The sequence below is a fragment of the Sphingobacterium sp. FBM7-1 genome (genome assembly GCF_020687765.1).
Taxonomy (GTDB): domain Bacteria; phylum Bacteroidota; class Bacteroidia; order Sphingobacteriales; family Sphingobacteriaceae; genus Sphingobacterium.
Map to the genome: position 1 here is coordinate 93,485 of NZ_JAJEWJ010000006.1, position 16,958 is coordinate 110,442.

The 16,958-nt window shown below is 42.3% G+C and carries 16 protein-coding genes; 5 read left to right on the top strand and 11 right to left on the bottom strand.

The window, feature by feature from the left end:
* Positions 1-31: 31 nt before the first annotated feature.
* Genes LKO28_RS11505 through recJ form a run of 4 tightly spaced genes read right to left on the bottom strand, consistent with a single transcriptional unit; the run spans position 32 to position 5,135 of the window.
* A complete protein-coding gene (locus LKO28_RS11505) occupies positions 32-1,099 on the bottom strand; it encodes a branched-chain amino acid aminotransferase (protein WP_227695016.1) in 1,068 nt (355 codons plus the stop codon).
* Positions 1,100-1,149: 50 nt separating this feature from the next.
* On the bottom strand, positions 1,150-2,664 hold the full coding sequence (locus LKO28_RS11510; protein WP_227695017.1) for a GH3 auxin-responsive promoter family protein: 1,515 nt from the start codon (positions 2,662-2,664) through the stop codon (positions 1,150-1,152).
* 24 nt (positions 2,665-2,688) lie between these two features.
* Positions 2,689-3,423: an LPS export ABC transporter ATP-binding protein gene (gene lptB, locus LKO28_RS11515; protein WP_227695018.1), complete on the bottom strand. Its 735-nt coding sequence runs from the start codon at positions 3,421-3,423 to the stop codon at positions 2,689-2,691.
* A gap of 17 nt (positions 3,424-3,440) precedes the next feature.
* Positions 3,441-5,135, bottom strand: coding sequence for a single-stranded-DNA-specific exonuclease RecJ (gene recJ / locus LKO28_RS11520; protein ID WP_227695019.1), 1,695 nt, complete (start codon positions 5,133-5,135; stop codon positions 3,441-3,443).
* Between the two features lie 231 nt (positions 5,136-5,366).
* Between recJ and LKO28_RS11525 the strand changes: the two genes are divergently transcribed.
* Both LKO28_RS11525 and LKO28_RS11530 read left to right on the top strand, forming a co-directional pair.
* Complete coding sequence (locus LKO28_RS11525; RefSeq protein WP_227695020.1) at positions 5,367-5,849, top strand: cation:proton antiporter regulatory subunit; 483 nt, start codon at positions 5,367-5,369, stop codon at positions 5,847-5,849.
* Positions 5,850-5,860: 11 nt separating this feature from the next.
* Positions 5,861-7,129, top strand: coding sequence for a cation:proton antiporter (locus LKO28_RS11530; RefSeq protein ID WP_227695021.1), 1,269 nt, complete (start codon positions 5,861-5,863; stop codon positions 7,127-7,129).
* On the opposite strand, the gene LKO28_RS11535 is transcribed toward LKO28_RS11530, so the two are convergent.
* Together LKO28_RS11535 and LKO28_RS11540 are read right to left on the bottom strand one after the other, a co-directional pair.
* On the bottom strand, positions 7,122-7,436 hold the full coding sequence (locus LKO28_RS11535) for a metal-sulfur cluster assembly factor (RefSeq protein WP_411028044.1): 315 nt from the start codon (positions 7,434-7,436) through the stop codon (positions 7,122-7,124). The genes LKO28_RS11530 and LKO28_RS11535 overlap by 8 nt on opposite strands.
* Before the next feature lie 14 nt (positions 7,437-7,450).
* Positions 7,451-8,599 carry a glycosyltransferase family 4 protein gene (locus LKO28_RS11540; protein ID WP_227695023.1) on the bottom strand — a complete coding sequence of 383 codons (1,149 nt, stop codon included), beginning with the start codon at positions 8,597-8,599 and terminating at the stop codon, positions 7,451-7,453.
* Here LKO28_RS11540 and LKO28_RS11545 point away from each other — a divergent pair.
* On the top strand, positions 8,579-9,646 hold the full coding sequence (locus tag LKO28_RS11545) for a polyprenyl synthetase family protein (protein ID WP_227695024.1): 1,068 nt from the start codon (positions 8,579-8,581) through the stop codon (positions 9,644-9,646). The genes LKO28_RS11540 and LKO28_RS11545 overlap by 21 nt on opposite strands.
* A 93-nt stretch (positions 9,647-9,739) precedes the next feature.
* On the top strand, positions 9,740-10,513 hold the full coding sequence (locus LKO28_RS11550; protein ID WP_227695127.1) for an amidohydrolase: 774 nt from the start codon (positions 9,740-9,742) through the stop codon (positions 10,511-10,513).
* A gap of 36 nt (positions 10,514-10,549) precedes the next feature.
* On the opposite strand, the gene LKO28_RS11555 is transcribed toward LKO28_RS11550, so the two are convergent.
* On the bottom strand, positions 10,550-10,948 hold the full coding sequence (locus LKO28_RS11555) for a hypothetical protein (protein ID WP_227695025.1): 399 nt from the start codon (positions 10,946-10,948) through the stop codon (positions 10,550-10,552).
* Positions 10,949-11,063: 115 nt separating this feature from the next.
* Between LKO28_RS11555 and LKO28_RS11560 the strand changes: the two genes are divergently transcribed.
* Complete coding sequence (locus LKO28_RS11560) at positions 11,064-11,504, top strand: MarR family winged helix-turn-helix transcriptional regulator (RefSeq protein WP_227695026.1); 441 nt, start codon at positions 11,064-11,066, stop codon at positions 11,502-11,504.
* 3 nt (positions 11,505-11,507) lie between these two features.
* Here the strand turns inward: LKO28_RS11560 and LKO28_RS11565 are convergent, their stop codons facing one another.
* The 4 genes from LKO28_RS11565 to LKO28_RS11580 all read right to left on the bottom strand — a co-directional run bounded on the left by LKO28_RS11565 (position 11,508) and on the right by LKO28_RS11580 (position 16,947).
* Complete coding sequence (locus LKO28_RS11565) at positions 11,508-13,058, bottom strand: FMN-binding glutamate synthase family protein (RefSeq protein WP_227695027.1); 1,551 nt, start codon at positions 13,056-13,058, stop codon at positions 11,508-11,510.
* 166 nt (positions 13,059-13,224) lie between these two features.
* Positions 13,225-13,989 (bottom strand): Rossmann-like and DUF2520 domain-containing protein, encoded by a 765-nt coding sequence (locus LKO28_RS11570; protein WP_227695028.1) that lies wholly within the window; start codon positions 13,987-13,989, stop codon positions 13,225-13,227.
* A complete protein-coding gene (gene ccsA, locus LKO28_RS11575) occupies positions 13,989-16,466 on the bottom strand; it encodes a cytochrome c biogenesis protein CcsA (RefSeq protein ID WP_227695029.1) in 2,478 nt (825 codons plus the stop codon). The genes LKO28_RS11570 and ccsA overlap by 1 nt, the downstream gene beginning before the upstream one ends.
* Before the next feature lie 43 nt (positions 16,467-16,509).
* Positions 16,510-16,947, bottom strand: coding sequence for a cytochrome c maturation protein CcmE (locus LKO28_RS11580; RefSeq protein WP_227695030.1), 438 nt, complete (start codon positions 16,945-16,947; stop codon positions 16,510-16,512).
* Positions 16,948-16,958: the final 11 nt, after the last annotated feature.

Consider the following 16,958-nt stretch of genomic DNA (forward strand, 5'->3'; position numbering starts at 1 on the left):
ACCTTCGTCCTACGTTAAAAAAACTTTAACACTATATAATAAAGTTCCACCCGAACGGATCGGCTATTTTGCCGTATCGTAGCTGGTTTAGATAAGCTAATACTTTGTTGGAAAAATCACGTCCTTCTACCGGAGGTAACTCGTAATCCTGTCCGTCGTAGCCGATTCTCGAGATGTGCGTAACGGTCGCTGCAGTACCGGCAGCAAAAGCCTCTGATACGCGGCCATGCTTAATTCCGTCGATCAATTCTTCCACGGAGACTTTACGCTGTTCGGCTTTGTACCCCCATTTTTCGGCAAGTTCCATGATGGTACGGCGGGTAACTCCGTGTAAAATGGTATCGCCATGCGGCGTTATGATGGAGTCACCGATGCGGAAAATCAAATTGGCGGTACCCGCTTCTTCGATATATTTATGCTCTTTAGCATCGGTCCACATAATTTGATCATAGCCTTCGTCGTTTGCAAGCTGCGTAGGGTATAGCGATAAAGCATAATTTCCAGCATTTTTGGAGAACCCTACTCCGCCCTCTGCTGCTCGTGTATAATGTGTCTCTACTTTTAGACTGATCGGTTTGCTATAATAAGCACCTACCGGACAGGTAATGATTGCAAAGGTGTAGGATTTGGATGGATGAACGCCTAACGCGGCTTCAGTGGCAAACATAAATGGACGGATATACAAAGACGTACCTTCCTGAGAGGGAACCCAGTTGCGGTCTACATCCAATAAGGTTTTTAGTCCGTCCAAAAAGATTTCTTCGGGAACTTCGGGCATTTGGAGACGCTTTGCTGATGTGTTAAAACGTTCCCAGTTTTTTTCAGGACGGAAAATGCTGATTGTATCGTCTGCAAATTTATAGCCTTTAATCCCTTCAAAAATAGCTTGACCATAATGCAAAGCAGATGTCGATGGATTGACGGTAAAGTTTCCATAAGGGACGACTGCCACATCTTGCCACGCGCCGTCATCGTATGTGGCGACTAACATGTGGTCGGACATGATAGCACCAAACTTTAAATTGTTGAAATCTACTTGCGAGAGTCTTGATTCTTTCGTTGGCTCTACGCGAATGGAATAGGTATTCGTATCGCTCATCACATTAAAAATTTTAATGTGTGCAATTTAGGAAAAAAGTACGAATATAATTAGGTATTCATTATTTTCAACAGCGCGTCGAGATAGGTCCTTTCATTTGCTAGGCGCGGAACCTTATTCTGCCCGCCAAGTTTTCCTCGGCTTTTCATCCATTTATAAAAGGTGTCCTTTTCTGCTTGGTGGATAATCGGAAAGGTTAAGGCCAAGTCTCTGAAACGTTTGGCGTCGTAATCGGAATTTATTTCTCGTAACGTTTTATCTAAGGTGTTGCAAAACGCCTGAAAATCTCCAGGTTCTTTTTCGAATTCAACAATCCATTCGTGCGCCCCGGCTTTACCGTCCTTAAAATAAACGGGGCCAGCAGTATAATCGCGGATAATAGCATCTGTTGCGCGACAAGCGATCTGCAGCGCGTGTTCGGCATTGTCCACAATCAACTCTTCTCCAAAGGTGTTGATGTAGTGTTTTGTACGGCCTGATATTTGAAAACGGTAGGGCGATAAAGAGGTGAATTTGATGGTATCTCCGATTTTATACCGCCATAAGCCCGCATTTGTCGATATGATCAGCGCATAGTTTTTGCCAATCTCGACTTCGTCTAAACGCAAGGTTTTAGGATGCTCCTCCAAGGCATGCTCCATGGGAAGAAACTCATAATAGATACCGTAATCCAACATGAGTAAGAGGTCCTCCGAATTGGATTGATCCTGTAAACCAAAATAGCCTTCCGAAGCATTATAGTTTTCAAGATAATACATGTCCTCCGACGGAATTAATTGTTTGAATAAGTCTCGGTACGGTTTAAAACTTACGCCACCATGTCCATAAAAAGATAAGTTGGGCCATACTTCGAGGAGGTTACTTTTTCCTGTAATATCCAGAACCCGTTTTGCCATAACAATATTCCAGGTCGGTACACCGGCTAAACTGGTTACATTCTCTTTAATCGTAATCTGGGCAATTTGTTCGATTTTCTCTTCAAAATTCGGATTTAGCGTCACTTCTAAATTGGGTGTGCGTTTAAATTCGGCCCAAAAAGGAAGGTTGCGGATCAGAATAGAGGATAAGTCTCCGTAGTAGGAGTCGGGACTAAAGTTATTGATTTGAGAAGATCCCCCGATCACAACAGACTTCCCTGTGAAGACTTTGTTTTCCGGCCGATTGTGGCAGTAAATGGAAAGCATGTCTTTTCCGCCTTGATAATGGCAATCCTCTAATGCTTCCATACTGACCGGGATAAACTTAGAACGATCGGATGTGGTACCTGATGATTTAGCAAACCATTTAATATCAGAAGGCCATATTAGGTTTTGTTCGCCTTTTATCATCCGGTCGACATATCCTTTTATGTCGTCGTAATCCTGAATAGGGACGCGTTCTTTATATTCCTCTGGAGTAAGGATACTGTTATAGCCGTATTTTTTCCCCCATTCGGTTGCTTCCGCAGTAGAAATTAAGCTTTGAAACCATTCTTCCTGTACATCATGGGGATATTTCATGAAAAGCTCAATCTGATGAATGCGCTTTTTCATTATCCATGTGAAAAGAGAATTTAGTAATGCCATGTATAAAGGTACTGCTGGTTGGTTTTATAGTTTTTTTCTTCTCAGCTCAAAATGGCGCCCTAGATAGAATTTGCGGGCTAATTCATTGTCCGCAATTTCTTCCGGCGTTCCGGTCAGCATAATTTTACCCTCTGTCAGTAAATAGGCACGATCGGTGATAGACAACGTCTCCTGTACGTTGTGGTCGGTGATTAGTACGCCTATGTTTTTTCGTTTAAGCTTGGATACGATCGTCTGTATTTCTTCCACGGCGATAGGGTCTACGCCCGCAAATGGTTCGTCTAATAGAATAAAGTTAGGATTTGCTGCCAATGCCCGTGCAATCTCTGTACGGCGCCTTTCTCCTCCCGATAAAAGATCTCCTCGGTTTTTTCGAACACGGTGTAAGCTGAACTCCGTTAATAATTCTTCTAATTTTTCTAGACGCTCTTCTTTATTTTTATAATGTATCTCTAAGACAGCGAGGATATTGTTTTCTACCGACAACTTTCGAAATACCGAGGCTTCTTGTGCGAGGTAACCGATTCCTTTTTGGGCGCGCTGAAACATTGCGTCCTGGGTAATTTCCTGATCGTCCAGAAAAACATGTCCATCGTTTGGTTTAATCAATCCCACAATCATGTAAAAGGAGGTCGTTTTTCCGGCGCCATTGGGCCCTAATAACCCCACAATTTCTCCCTGTTCAACATGAAAAGATACATCGTTAACAACGGTTCGTTGTTTATATTTTTTGACCAGATGTTCTGCCTTTAAAATCATTTCATTACAAATATATTTTAATATCGTATCGCTTTGATATTTAATTGTAAATTCTTTTTCCCACGCCAATTATTCTCTTCAATGGTATAACAGATGTCAAACTTATGTCCAGCATTGATCGTATCAATATATGCTGCTAATCCAAAGCCTATACATTCAAACGGTGCGGAACCATCTTGTCTTATCGTTATTTTGATATGGTTATTCCCTACAATATAGCCTGACCCTTGTACATTTCGGGTTAGCAGAAGGGGTGCCTCATTCTGTGGTCCAGACGGTTCGAATTGCTTTAATACGCGGCAAAACTTGCTGTCGATGTCCGCCAGGTTTAGCGCGGCTTCGATCAGTACCTCTTGCTGAAGCATTTCTGGTTTGATACTATTCTGTACTACGGTTTCGAATTTTTCCTGAAATGCAGGTACATTCTCCGGGCGCATGGTGAGCCCCGCCGCATATTTATGTCCGCCATATTGTTCCAACAAATCGGCACACTCACTCAGTGCTTCATACAGGTCAAATCCCAAAACGGATCGTGCAGAACCGGCTATGTGCCCATTGGTTTGGGTAAGGATAACGGTAGGACGATAATATTTTTCCGTTAAACGGGAAGCTACAATCCCAATAACCCCTTTATGCCAGTCGGCTTTAAAAAGTACGGTAGATTTACGTTGTTTCAGTACCTCGTCGTTATCGAGAATGTCCAAAGCTTCTTCCGTAATTTTCAAATCAAAACCTTTACGTAAGGTGTTTTGGTCATCAACCGTGGTCGAATAAGCTTCGGCTTCTGCCAGCGATTTGGAAATTAATAGTTTAACCGCGTCTTTGGCATGTTCAATACGCCCTGCGGCGTTGATACGTGGGCCGATCTGAAAGACGATCTCGCTGACGGAGAAATGTCCACTTTTATTGGAAGATAGGTTAATAAGCGCTTGAAGACCGCAATTTGGGTTTGTGTTTAATTTCTTGAGTCCAAAATGGGTGAGAATACGATTTTCACCAGTGATGGGTACAATGTCAGAGGCTATACTTACGGCGACAAGGTCAAGATATTGATAGGCCAGTTGCATATCCATACTGTTCTTTTGAACAAACGCTTGGATTAACTTAAAACCTATGCCACATCCTGAAAGTTCTTTGTAAGGGTAGGGGCAATCGCTACGTTTGGGATCCAACACGGCTACCGCATCTGGGATTGTCTCGCCCGGTAGGTGGTGATCTCCAATGATGAAATCAATGCCCTTCGTTTTCGCATACTTGACTTTTTCAATAGCCTTAATGCCGCAGTCAAGCGCAATAATTAAGGAAAAGCCATTTTCTGCAGCATAATCAATACCCTGGAACGAAATACCGTACCCTTCGAGGTAGCGATCGGGAATATAGAAGGCTAAACCCGAGTGGAAGTCACGGAAAAAGCTATACACAACCGAAACAGCTGTGGTGCCATCGACATCGTAATCTCCATATATTAATATCTTCTCCTTGTTGCCTATTGCTTTTTCGATGCGGGATATGGCCTTATCCATATCTTTCATCAAAAATGGGTCGTGTAATAGATCTAAACTAGGACGAAAAAAATGTTTGGCTTGTTGATAGGTTTCGATACCGCGATGAAGAAGTAGTTCGGCGATTACAGCGTTTACACCCAACTCGCTACATAGTTTGTTGGTTTTTTTAACATTGTTTTTTGGCTTAATCACCCATCTTTTTTGCATATCGTTGCCGTTGTATTAACGTGTAAATATACATTTTGTAAACCGGTTTACCTAATGAGCTGGCCCACGATAGATAGAAGGGGTTGTGACATATGGGGTTATCGTAAAATAAAAAATGGCGCATCATGTTTTTTGTTAAAAGCTTTTCGGGTGGCTCTAAATATTTTTGTTAGTTTTGTTTGAGACAAGTATCCCAAGAAGGATATAAACGTTTTATTTAATTTTTTTGCTATGTCAATAGTTAGAGAAAGCGACTTGATTGGTATAGGTAAGAAGTACCAAATCGAGACGGAAGCTGGTGACCACATGGTTGTTGTGATCCACGATGATGGCAAACGTGAACTTTATCGTTCAGAAGGAGCCGATCAAGAGACGCACTGTGTGATGACACTTTCTGATGAGGAATCCCGCCAAGTAGCCGGTATAATCGGAGGGTTGTCTTATAAACCCAAGGCCTTGGATACTATGGAGCTGGCGTTGGATGATTTGCGTATCGAGTGGTATAAAGTGGGGGCTCCCCGGGATGGTGTGCATAAAAGCATTGGAGAGTTGGGCGTTCGCCAACGTACCGGAGCATCCATTATTGCAGCGATTAAGGAAGACGACACCGTCATCAATCCCGGCCCAGATTATGTGATTACACCAGAGGCAACGTTAGTCGTTGCCGGAAAGAAAGCAAATATTAAACTGTTGAAAGAAATCTTAACATCCTAATTTAGTTCCCTATGTTATCCCATACCCTAGTATTAGAAGTTGGTATTGCTGTATTACTAGTCGCTATAGTCGGTTTGTTAGCCAACAAGTTGCGATTTTCAGTGATACCATTTTTTATCATCATCGGTATGGTAGTTGGACAACATGCGCCACAAATCGGGTACATTGATCTCACATTTACCGAAAGCAAGCCGTTTATTGACTTTATGGGGCGTCTAGGGGTGCTTTTTTTACTCTTTTACCTAGGGTTGGAGTTCTCGGTCGGCCGATTAATGCGATCAGGGAAATCCATCGTGACGGGTGGATTGGTGTATGTTTTCCTCAATTTTATATCGGGTGTTCTAATCGGCTGGCTGATGGATTTGCCCTTTAAGGAAATGATGGTGCTTTGTGGTGTCATGACTAGCTCTTCGACAGCAATTGTCGCCAAAGTCCTTACGGATTTGAAACGTACGGCAAATCCCGAGACCGAGATTATTATGGGAATGATCATGTTTGATGATCTTTTTATCGCCATGCATATCTCATTTCTCTCTGGTTTGATTCTAACCGGGGGAACCTCTTTTTGGTCCGTACTCGGGACATCCCTCCTCGCACTAGTGTTTATTTTGGCCTTTTTGGTATTAGGTAGAAAGCTTGTTCCGGCCATCGATCGGCTTTTACAGGATAAGTCTCCTGAATTATTTATTCTGATCATATTTAGTCTGTTGTTTCTGATTGCTGGTTTTTCCGAAACAATACATGTTGCCGAGGCAATCGGTGCGCTGATGGCGGGGCTGGTTTTTGCAGATTCGCGTTACCTGAGGAAGATAGAAGGTGTTATTGCTCCATATCGTGATTTTTTCGGCGCAATGTTCTTTTTTAGTTTTGGGTTGTCCATTGATATGTATACGTTGGGAGGTGCTGTGGGCTGGGCTACACTGGCCGCGGTGGTTACTATCATTGGTAACGTAGCCTCGGGGTATTTTGCCGCGCGGTTTGCAGGCAGAAAGCCGAAAGCATCGTTTGATATCGGTTTCACGCTTTCTGCAAGGGGTGAGTTTTCGATTATTATGGCTAATATAGGCAAAGCAGGCGGCCTGCTGCCTGTTCTCCAATCGTTCGTGGTTGTCTATGTGCTTATCTTGTCTATCGTATCGCCCTTATTGACCAAAGAGTCTCGTACGCTATGGGCGGCATTGTTCGGGAAAGACGAAGCGTCTTTAAAACAGAAAAAGACGCTGGAGCAATTGGAACAATCGGTTGGAAATAGAGGAATAGAGGATAGGGATCTTACATAAATCCTAACTCCAACTTTGCTTCTTCGCTCATCATATCCCGATTCCACGGTGGATCGAAAGTAAGTTCTACAAGCGCTTCTTTGACTCCGGGTATGGCAGCAACTTTGCGCTGCACCTCTTCCATTATTTCGCCCGCAACAGGACATCCGGGAGCGGTCAGGGTCATAACAACCTTCGCAATACCTTCTTCCTTGGTGATAATCTCATATACTAATCCTAAATCAACAATGTTTGCCGGTTTAAGCTCGGGATCATACACCGTTTCGAGTTGCTCCCGAATGGCGGGTGCTAAGTTCAGTTTGTCTATAACGATAATATTGCTCATTCTTTTATTATTTGATGGTAAAGATCTGTCAATTGCGTCATGACAGCAGTTTTTGTAAATTTATCTTTATAACGCAAATAGGCGTTCTCAACAATGTCGTCTTTTTTATTCGAATTTTCAAATTTTTCTATAGCCGATAATAAACTGCTCGGTTGGTAGGGGTCAAACAGCCAGCCGGTTTCGTTGGGTATAATAATGTCTGGGATCGCGCCCAATTGGCTGGCTATAATGGGAGTCCGGGTTGCCATGCCCTCCAGGATGGTTAAGGGAACTGCACCTTCATAACAGACAGAGGGAACGATCAATGCTTGGCTACTTGCGACTATTTGCATGGTTTCCTTTTTGCTTTTTTGCCCTACTAGTGAGATGTTATCACAGCCCTTAATCATATCGCTAACCGTTTTCGTAAGCGGACCCTCTCCGACAACTTTTAATTGCTTGTCACTGCCTTTTAACGCGGCAACCAGCTCTACAATACCTTTTTCCGCAGATAGTCTACCAACAAATACATAATAATTGTCCCGAGGTGAATCTGCGGTTCGGATGTCAACAAAGTTGGGCTTTACGGTAAATTGTTTGGGGGTGAATTGCTTCCCGGATGACAAGAAAAGTTGTTTAGAAAAATCTGTCAGTACGATGAAACGATTTACGGATTGCCATGTGTCTATTTTCCAGTGTAAAAAGTGCGTACAGGCCGTCGCAAAGGTTTTGATACGGGAATGGTCCAATATGCCCAGTCTTATGCCTTTCCAAGGAAAGTTTTTGGTTAAGCTGTCGAGGTAGAGTTTCCCCTGAAAAAACAGTGTGGCAGACGGACAGAGTAGTCGAAAATTATGTAAAGTCATGACGACCGGAATGCCTTGTTTTTTTATTGTCCGAATTACCGCAGGGCCGGAGGCATAATGCATATTATGGATATGAACCACATCTGGAACAAAATCCTGGATACGTTTTTTTATTTTGTAAATAGCATAGATGTTCCACGGGTATGCTAAAAATTGTAAAGCCCCCCGCCATCCTTTTCTATTACGAAAGGTTATGGTGCTAACAGTATGGTCTTTTTTTAATTCTTCCACTTCCTGTCGAAACACGATGTCTTCGCCGCCAGCATGTTGATAGAAATTGTGAATAATAAGGATACGCATGTTGCATCGGGTTTATGCAAAGATAGTATTTCCCAATTTATCCTTATCTTCGCCTATCATTATTTAGCTATGTTCCAAGAGTTATTACACGCAAAAGCTTTTCAGAATTATGTAGAAAAAGCTGATTTCCCCTCATATCCTGAACATTTGTATGACCCAATTCGTTACATATTGTCGCTTTCTGGTAAGCGGATTCGTCCCTTGCTGGTATTAATGGGTGCAGAGCTTTTCGATAAAAATGTGGTGGAAGCAGCCTTGCCTGCAAGTGCCGCCATCGAGTATTTCCATAATTTCTCACTTATCCATGATGATATTATGGATGTTGCACCATTACGCCGAGGAAAACCTACTGTACACAAAAAATGGAACAATAACATCGCTATATTATCTGGCGATGCTTTGCTCATTAAGGCCTATCAAGAATTGGCGAAATGTCCGACGGATACAATCCCTGATCTGTTACAATTATTTAATACCACTTCTTTGGCGGTTTGTGAAGGGCAGCAATATGATATGGATTTCGAAAAGCGTATAAAGGTAACCGAGGCGGAGTATATCGATATGATAAGACTCAAAACATCGGTATTATTGGGCTGCGCGCTCCAAATGGGTGCTATTATAGCCGGAGCAGATGAGCGATCGCAGATGTTGCTTTATGATTTTGGGGTGAATCTGGGAGTCGCTTTCCAGTTGCAAGACGACATATTGGACGTGTACGGAAACCCTCAGAGTTTTGGTAAACAGATTGGAGGGGACATTCTATCCAATAAAAAAACGATTCTCTTTGTAAAGCTACAGGAGCTTATTTCTCCATCAGATCAGGATACGTTAGCGTATTTAATGGCATGTACGGTGGATGTGGAACCAAAAAAGGTAGACAAAATGATGGCGTTGTATGCTAAATACGATATAAAAGCGTTAGCTATATATCAGAAAGAAAAATTTACGACTATTGCTTACGAAAAGCTGAAGGATATCACGGTAAAAGAATCGGAGAAAAACGCACTTTTTTCGTTAGCAGACGCTTTAATGCATCGGGTGCAATAGGGTTTTCGTTTTAAAATTGATAAAACTTTAGAATTTTTAGTAATTTGTCGAGATATCAACATATAAAAAAAAGTTAAGTGGCGCATGGCAGATATGGAACCGGTAAAAATAACGATATTTCAAGCATACTTATTTTGGGAAAATGTAGAGAAGAATTTGAATAATTTATCTCTCCGTTTATCCGGCCTGAAAGAAAAAACAGACTTAATTTTATTGCCCGAAATGTTCAATACCGGCTTCACCGTCAACGTTGAAAAATGTGCCGAGAAGATGGATGGCCCCACGATGCATTGGATGTATGAACATGCCAAAGCGTATAATTGTGTAGTGGCAGGCACATTGATCATTGTAGAAAACGGCCATTATTACAACCGTTTTGTATGGATGTCCCCTGATGGAAGCTTTGTACATTACGACAAACGCCATTTATTTGGGATGGCAGGCGAAAATAAGGTCTTTACGCCCGGGAATTCGCGTATTGTTTTAAATCTCAAAGGATGGCGGGTGTGTCCTATGGTATGCTACGACTTGCGTTTTCCGGTGTGGTCCCGGAATTTAGGCAACTCCTATGACCTGCTCGTTTACACGGCATCATGGCCTGATAAACGTTCCGCACATTGGCGGGCACTTGTTCCGGCCCGTGCTATTGAAAATCAGGCTTATGTAATCGGCGTGAACCGCGTAGGCTATGATGGGAATGAAATTTATTATTCTGGTGGATCAATGTGTATTTCTCCCAATGGGGACGTGGTCTATTATAAACCGGAAGACGAGGATTTGTATACGTTTACTTTGAATCCAGCAGAGTTAATCAAATCCCGGGAACGATTCCCGTTTTTGGCGGATGCAGATAATTTTTCTATATAACGGTATACATTTTAAAAAGGAAAAATCGAGGTAGTCTTAATACGGTCTATTTAAGATTGCTGATTGGATAACAGCTTCGCGTAGATCGAAAGACACCACTTCTTTCTTTTCTTCTTCTTCTTCGTTGGTTTTAGTAATCGTTAATTTTTCTTGATTTACTGCAGGTCGTTTTTTATCTGATTTTTTTTGGGGTTTATCCACTCGTTCGAAGAAAGATGTGGTGTCTCTTGGTGAAGTAACCTTAGGAATGGGCGTAGCTATTACCGGTTCCGTAGTGGTTGTGTGTACGGGAGGTTGTTCTCTTGCTGTAGGAGGGAGAGGGGCTTGCATTTGAGGTATACGCCGACGGGCTTTCTCTTGCTCTTTCTGGAATTCCGAGTAGATTTTATAAATCACTCCTCCTATAATTAATAATGCAGGTAAAAAGTTATCCATAATACTAATTTAATTAAAATTAAGAAAAGAAACTGAAATATTCGATTTTATTTGCATTCTACTGAGTTTTTTGGTTTGTTTGTATATACAATTATTCTAACCCATATTATCCGACATGAATGACAATATTGACGACACCGAAGAATTTTTTTCTTTCTTAACCGGAAAAGCCTACGCTGCATTGGGCAGGCGCTTACAAAGAAACCTCAAAGACGAAGGGGTAAACATCACTTCGGAGCAATGGTCACTCTTATATTATTTGTGGATGGAAGAGGGACGGACCCAACAAGAACTGGCCTGTTTAACCTTCCGCGATAAACCGAGCGTATCTCGTCTAATTAATAACTTGGAAAAGCTTAAACTGGTAATTCGCGTCACGGATAAGGAAGATAAGCGTACAAACCTCATCTTTTTGACCAAACAAGGGCGGCAAATGAAAGACGCCTGTCTGCGTCAAGCAAAGAAAACCATTGATCAAGCCCTGGACGGTGTAACCCGCGAAGATATGATAAAGGCACGCAACACGCTAGATGTCTTGTACAGTAATTTGTCATGAGCGTCAAATCTCTTGAGGTTCAAATGCACTCCGGCTATCGACTAACTTACCGGTGTCCTTAAAGTAAATTTCCTGAAAACTTAGGGTAGTTACGCTGTCTACTTTTCGGAAAAATTTGTCTGCCGACACGTCAGCCATTGTTTTAAAACCACACGCTTCCATTATTTCTACAGTAGCGCGCAGTGTATTACGATGAAACTGTGCCACACGTATGTATTTATCTTCCACATCAAGCGCTTTGTATAGATGAGGCCGTTGCGTAGCTACACCAACCGGACAAACATCCTCATTGCATTTTAAAGCCTGGATACAGCCGAGGGCAAACATCATTCCGCGTGCGCTATAACAGGCGTCCGCACCCAAAGCCATCACTTTTAATAAGTCAAAACCCGTTACAATACGCCCGGAAACAATTAGCTTTATATGTTTTTTTAGTCCGAATTTGATGAGTGTTGTTGTTACGAAGGATAGTGCCTCATATAAAGGCATGCCAAGATGGTCTGTAAACTCTAGTGGTGCTGCGCCGGTTCCACCTTCTGCGCCGTCTACGGCTATAAAGTCTGGAAATATCTGGGTGGTAAGCATGGCATTACAAATATCGATAAACTCCTGTTTATCGCCTATACACAATTTAAAGCCCACCGGTTTGTACCCGGATAGTTCCCGTAATTGTTGGATGAAATTTATCATGCCCTCAGGCGTGCTGAAAGCACTATGTGCGGGCGGTGACATTACATCCGTTCCCGGAACAACATGACGAATTGCAGCTACTTCGGGTGTGTTTTTTGCAGCCGGTAATATACCGCCGTGCCCCGGTTTTGCTCCTTGTGATAATTTTAGCTCAATCATTTTTACATAAGGACGTGTCGCCTTTTCCGTAAATAATTCCGCATCAAACATGCCCATTTCATCACGGCAACCGAAATATCCCGTACCAATTTGCCAAATTAAATCCCCGCCATTGATGTGGTAGGGACTTATTCCCCCTTCTCCGGTATTATGCGTAAAATGTTGTAAAGCGGCTCCCTTATTCAGTGCCGTAATGGCCGTTTTACTGAGTGCACCATAACTCATCGCCGAGACATTGAAAACACTGAGACTATAAGGCTGCTTACAAAAAGCGTTGCCAACGGTCGTCCGTAAATCGTGATTTTCAATATGACAGGGGAAAATAGAATGGGCAACCCACTCATTACCGATTGCTTGCGGATCGGACTGCATACCGAATGCTACCGTTTCTCGTTCATTTTTTGAACGTTGGTATACAATGGAGCGTTGGCGGCGGTTAAAAGGCCGTCCATCCGTATCGGATTCCCAAAAATACTGACGCATCTCCGGACGAATGCTTTCAAAGAAAAATCGAAAATAACCTAGAATAGGGTAGTTGCGTAGTATGGCATGCCGACTTTGATAGCTGTTGTAAAAAGCAAGTATCATCAACGGAAACGGGATAGTAAGTAACCAAAACCAACGAGGTGTAAAGATAACACCGAATGAGAAGATGATGAGGTTGATGACAACTATCGTTAACAGAATAAGTTTTCTAACTGCCATAATTTGTATCGTATATTTACGGTGTGTAACCGCCTTATGAACAGCAAACTGCGCGCCATTATACTCCCGTCAGGCAGTTGCTGTACAAAATTATGAAGTTATTTCTTCAAAGTGAAGAAATAACCCGCTTCGCAGAAGATTTACCGGTTTGTTAATATTTTGGTAATTAGGACTTATTTCTGGTGATTTCTTGCGTTAGTTGTTGATATATTTTGAGCCAGTTTGGGTTTTTTGTAAGAAACTGTAAATGCTTTTTTATCGTTTCTATATCGCCGCGTATTGCTGGGCCTGTTTGCACTTCCTTGGGTGACTTTTTTTGTACATTTTGTGCAGTTTCTAAGACGATAGGTTTCAATAAATCGAACGACAAGTTTTGTTCTTGTAGGACGTCGAAAGCAATCTGAAAAAGTACATTACTGAAGTTGTTCGCAAATACGGCAGCTATATGTAACGCTAAACGTTGTTCGCTACTACATAAAAAAGATTGGAGAGTGAGAGGCTGCATTAATTGGGTAAGGAGATCGGTAGAAACAAGGTCGTTACCTTCAATCCCAAAAGGAACTTTATCCAGTGAAGTAGGGATGTTTTTTCGAAGACTTTGTACCGGATAAAGAACGCCATAGTGTGGAAAATGCCCTAAAATAGCACTATGAGTCGCGCCAGAGCAATGCACTACCACCCCTTTTATAGCTGAAGGAAGACGTTCAGCTACCCCCTGTATAGCTTGATCAGGTACTGCAATAAGATATAAATCTGCTTGGTTGGTTACTTCCCCAAGGGAATCTATCGCTACTGCACTTAAAACAGAGGCCAACGCATTCGCGTTGGCCTTATTTCTGCTGTAAACCTGTAAAATCTGATGCCCCGCTTTGTGAAAAGCCTCTCCTAAATGTGTAGCAACATTTCCACTCCCTAATATCGTGATCGTCATTATGCCCGATTTTGTTTAGTAATCTTAGCATCTTTTATACGGCGATAAATCGCCATAATGAAACCGATGGTCATGATAATCGTCCCGGCCCAGAAAAAATTAATGTAAGGAAACTTAATAGCTTTAAAAACAATCCATTTTTTCTCTGGAAGCGGTTTTTGGTATAACATGATTTCCAATTTATCCTCTTTGGGCAGAATGTTCGTAAACCTAAAACGAAGACCTTGTTCGGCTACATCTTTATTGAAATCATAGCTGTGTCCGTCCTTGATTAAGAAGATAGGTTCCACGTTATATTCTTTTTGATCCGCTGAAACGACTTTGATTTTTAGCCCGATAATAATATCATCTTCGCCTTTCGGAATATTATTCAACGTAGCGTCCTTATTAATATCTTCAATGATGTAGAACCCATTTCTATAGCGAAGCGTATCACCTATATTAACTTGATAAGTTGCCGGTTCGTCGTAATCTTCATACCCCGTTTGCTCTTCACTTGGGATGTTTTCAGCTTGGGCCTGTGATTCTGCTGCGGCAGCAGTTATCAAGGTATAGATATCATGCGTAAGATAATGACGGGTGTCTGGGGTTCCAATAAGGCCTCCCATCTCCGGGTTATGTTGCGCAAATGGACGTAATACAAAAGATTCAGTTGCTGCGCCCGTTTCCTCGTCGATGCGCTCATATAAAATTTTATAATATACATTTGGAGGCGCTACGCTATCCCCTACGTATGTGATCCGGTAGTCACCCATCTGTTTGGGTTCTCCTTCTGTCAAAAATAAGTTTTCACCCGGATCAGAAAATTTATCGCCTTCTTGGCCAAAGTTCTGTACTTGTATATAACGACTCTCGTTGATGGAAATGACTTCGTTGGTCGCCGCTGCAATAAGCGCCCCCAAGAGCAACAATGCAAAACCAATATGTGCAACAGCCGAACCCGCTAAGCGCCATTTTCCTTTTAACGCATCGCCCAACACCCGCATATTTGCCAGCAAACAAAACGTACAAGTCAGCGTCAATAAGATATACATGACGTTCGTGTATGTCTTAGTGATATAGATAATCAGCGCACTTAAGAGAATAGCAAATAAGAATGAAGCTAGCGTAGATACCCAGAATTTTTTAGGTTCTGTTCTTTTATATTTCAAAAATTGTGTGAATGCTGTCACGAGCATGATGACTACAGCAAAAGCACCCTGCCATTTATTATAGTGTGGAATCGGATCTACCGGAGGAGCGACTTTTGTTCCAAATAAGGCGTTAAATACCGGGATAGAGGTCGTTGCAATCATTTGTATACAAGCTACCGCTAATACAAGACCGCCGATAAACAACCAGAATTCTCGCGAATAAATGTCTTCTTCGTGTTTAGAAGTAGGCATTTCTTTGGTGCGCCATACAAGCAAAACGATCATCAAGATCAGGTAAACCAGATTAAAGATGATAAGCTGTCCCGACATACCTAAGCTAGTGAAGGAATGCACGGATGTTTCGCCCAAAATACCACTTCTTGTCAGGTAGGAAGCATAGATGACCAGTACAAAGCTGATCATGGTTAACAACGTAGCCGTAAAGAAACCATGTCCGGAGTTACGATAAGCGAGCATGACATGAACTGCAGCAATTAAGGTTAACCAAGGGATAATTGACACGTTTTCCACCGGATCCCACGCCCAGAATCCGCCGAAATTCAGCGCTTCATACGCCCAGAATGACCCCATAATAATACCTGCTCCTAAGATCATCACCGCGAAAAGAGCCCAAGGTAATCCGGGTTTCATCCAGTCTTTGTAGCGTTTAAGCCAAAGCCCAGATGCCGCATAGGCAAACGGAACAATCATGGAAGCAAAGCCGAGAAATAGGGTAGGAGGGTGAATCACCATCCAATAATTCTGCAGTAAAGGATTGAGCCCGTTTCCGTCAGCGATCATACTTAAATAATCCGGACGGCTAAAAATAGGGGCTTGTAGGGCGTCCCGTAGCAAGATAAAAGGGGAGCTTCCGATGCGCGTTCCAAATATTTCTACACCGATCAACATCGATCCTAAGAAGACTTGACAGAGCATCACGAAAGTCATGACCGGTGCCTCCCAGCTCTTTGCTTTGCATACTAACACAACACCCAATACGACTTGCCAGAACATCCACAGCCAAAAACTTCCTTCTTGTCCTTCCCAAAACGAAGAAATGATAAAGTGGGTCGGGAGCGACGTTGAAGAGTGCGCCCAGACGTAATGGTATTCGAAATAATGGTTATAGATCAAGTAAAACAGAATGCTTCCGATAGCTATAACCGATACGAGATTGGTCCAAAAGCCAATCCGACCGAGTGTTTTCCAAGATTTGACCTCTGGTTCACGTGTGGCGAAGAAATAGCTGATAAGCGAAAAAAGGGCCGCCCCAAAAGAAAGGATCACAAAAAACTGACCGATTTTTCCGGGTAAAAGATGTTCCCCAACGTAATTAACGTCCATTGTTCAAAATAAAAGTAAAAATTATATAAAGACGATCCGGAGGTTAACGAACCGACAATTCTCCATCCAAAAATGCCGTCGTCGGCGCCACGCTTGTTTCGATGACTTCAACCTCGTCTTCGTTATATTTAGATGGACATTTCATCAATATCTTACTCGCATGAAATACCTCGCCCTCCATCCTGCCTGTCAATACAATTTGTTCCGACCGTTCGATGTCTTGTGGTTTAGATCCTCGAAAAACAACCTCACATTCGGTGCTATCATTATCATACATATAGAATGAAAAATGATTGGCATCCGTAATGGGATCGTAATGGAGATCTTTCTCTTTATTCAATACACCCACCACATATAACTCGGTGTTTTTCTCTTTTGCTTCTGAAAAAGTAGAATATGTACTCGAGTCTGTGTAAATGACAACAATCATCGCAATCGCTATAGCGATGATGACAATCAAGATAATTGAGCTTTTCTTCATACTACGTTATC

What these genes read in the sequence shown, in the direction of transcription:
- LKO28_RS11505 (WP_227695016.1), bottom strand. Translation starts at nt 1,099, where the DNA reads ATGAGCGATACGAATACCTATTCCATTCGCGTAGAGCCAACGAAAGAA.
- LKO28_RS11510 (WP_227695017.1), bottom strand. Translation starts at nt 2,664, where the DNA reads ATGGCATTACTAAATTCTCTTTTCACATGGATAATGAAAAAGCGCATT.
- lptB (WP_227695018.1), bottom strand. Translation starts at nt 3,423, where the DNA reads ATGATTTTAAAGGCAGAACATCTGGTCAAAAAATATAAACAACGAACC.
- recJ (WP_227695019.1), bottom strand. Translation starts at nt 5,135, where the DNA reads ATGCAAAAAAGATGGGTGATTAAGCCAAAAAACAATGTTAAAAAAACC.
- LKO28_RS11525 (WP_227695020.1), top strand. Translation starts at nt 5,367, where the DNA reads ATGTCAATAGTTAGAGAAAGCGACTTGATTGGTATAGGTAAGAAGTAC.
- LKO28_RS11530 (WP_227695021.1), top strand. Translation starts at nt 5,861, where the DNA reads ATGTTATCCCATACCCTAGTATTAGAAGTTGGTATTGCTGTATTACTA.
- LKO28_RS11540 (WP_227695023.1), bottom strand. Translation starts at nt 8,599, where the DNA reads ATGCGTATCCTTATTATTCACAATTTCTATCAACATGCTGGCGGCGAA.
- LKO28_RS11550 (WP_227695127.1), top strand. Translation starts at nt 9,740, where the DNA reads ATGGAACCGGTAAAAATAACGATATTTCAAGCATACTTATTTTGGGAA.
- LKO28_RS11555 (WP_227695025.1), bottom strand. Translation starts at nt 10,948, where the DNA reads ATGGATAACTTTTTACCTGCATTATTAATTATAGGAGGAGTGATTTAT.
- LKO28_RS11560 (WP_227695026.1), top strand. Translation starts at nt 11,064, where the DNA reads ATGAATGACAATATTGACGACACCGAAGAATTTTTTTCTTTCTTAACC.
- LKO28_RS11565 (WP_227695027.1), bottom strand. Translation starts at nt 13,058, where the DNA reads ATGGCAGTTAGAAAACTTATTCTGTTAACGATAGTTGTCATCAACCTC.
- LKO28_RS11570 (WP_227695028.1), bottom strand. Translation starts at nt 13,989, where the DNA reads ATGACGATCACGATATTAGGGAGTGGAAATGTTGCTACACATTTAGGA.
- ccsA (WP_227695029.1), bottom strand. Translation starts at nt 16,466, where the DNA reads ATGGACGTTAATTACGTTGGGGAACATCTTTTACCCGGAAAAATCGGT.
- LKO28_RS11580 (WP_227695030.1), bottom strand. Translation starts at nt 16,947, where the DNA reads ATGAAGAAAAGCTCAATTATCTTGATTGTCATCATCGCTATAGCGATT.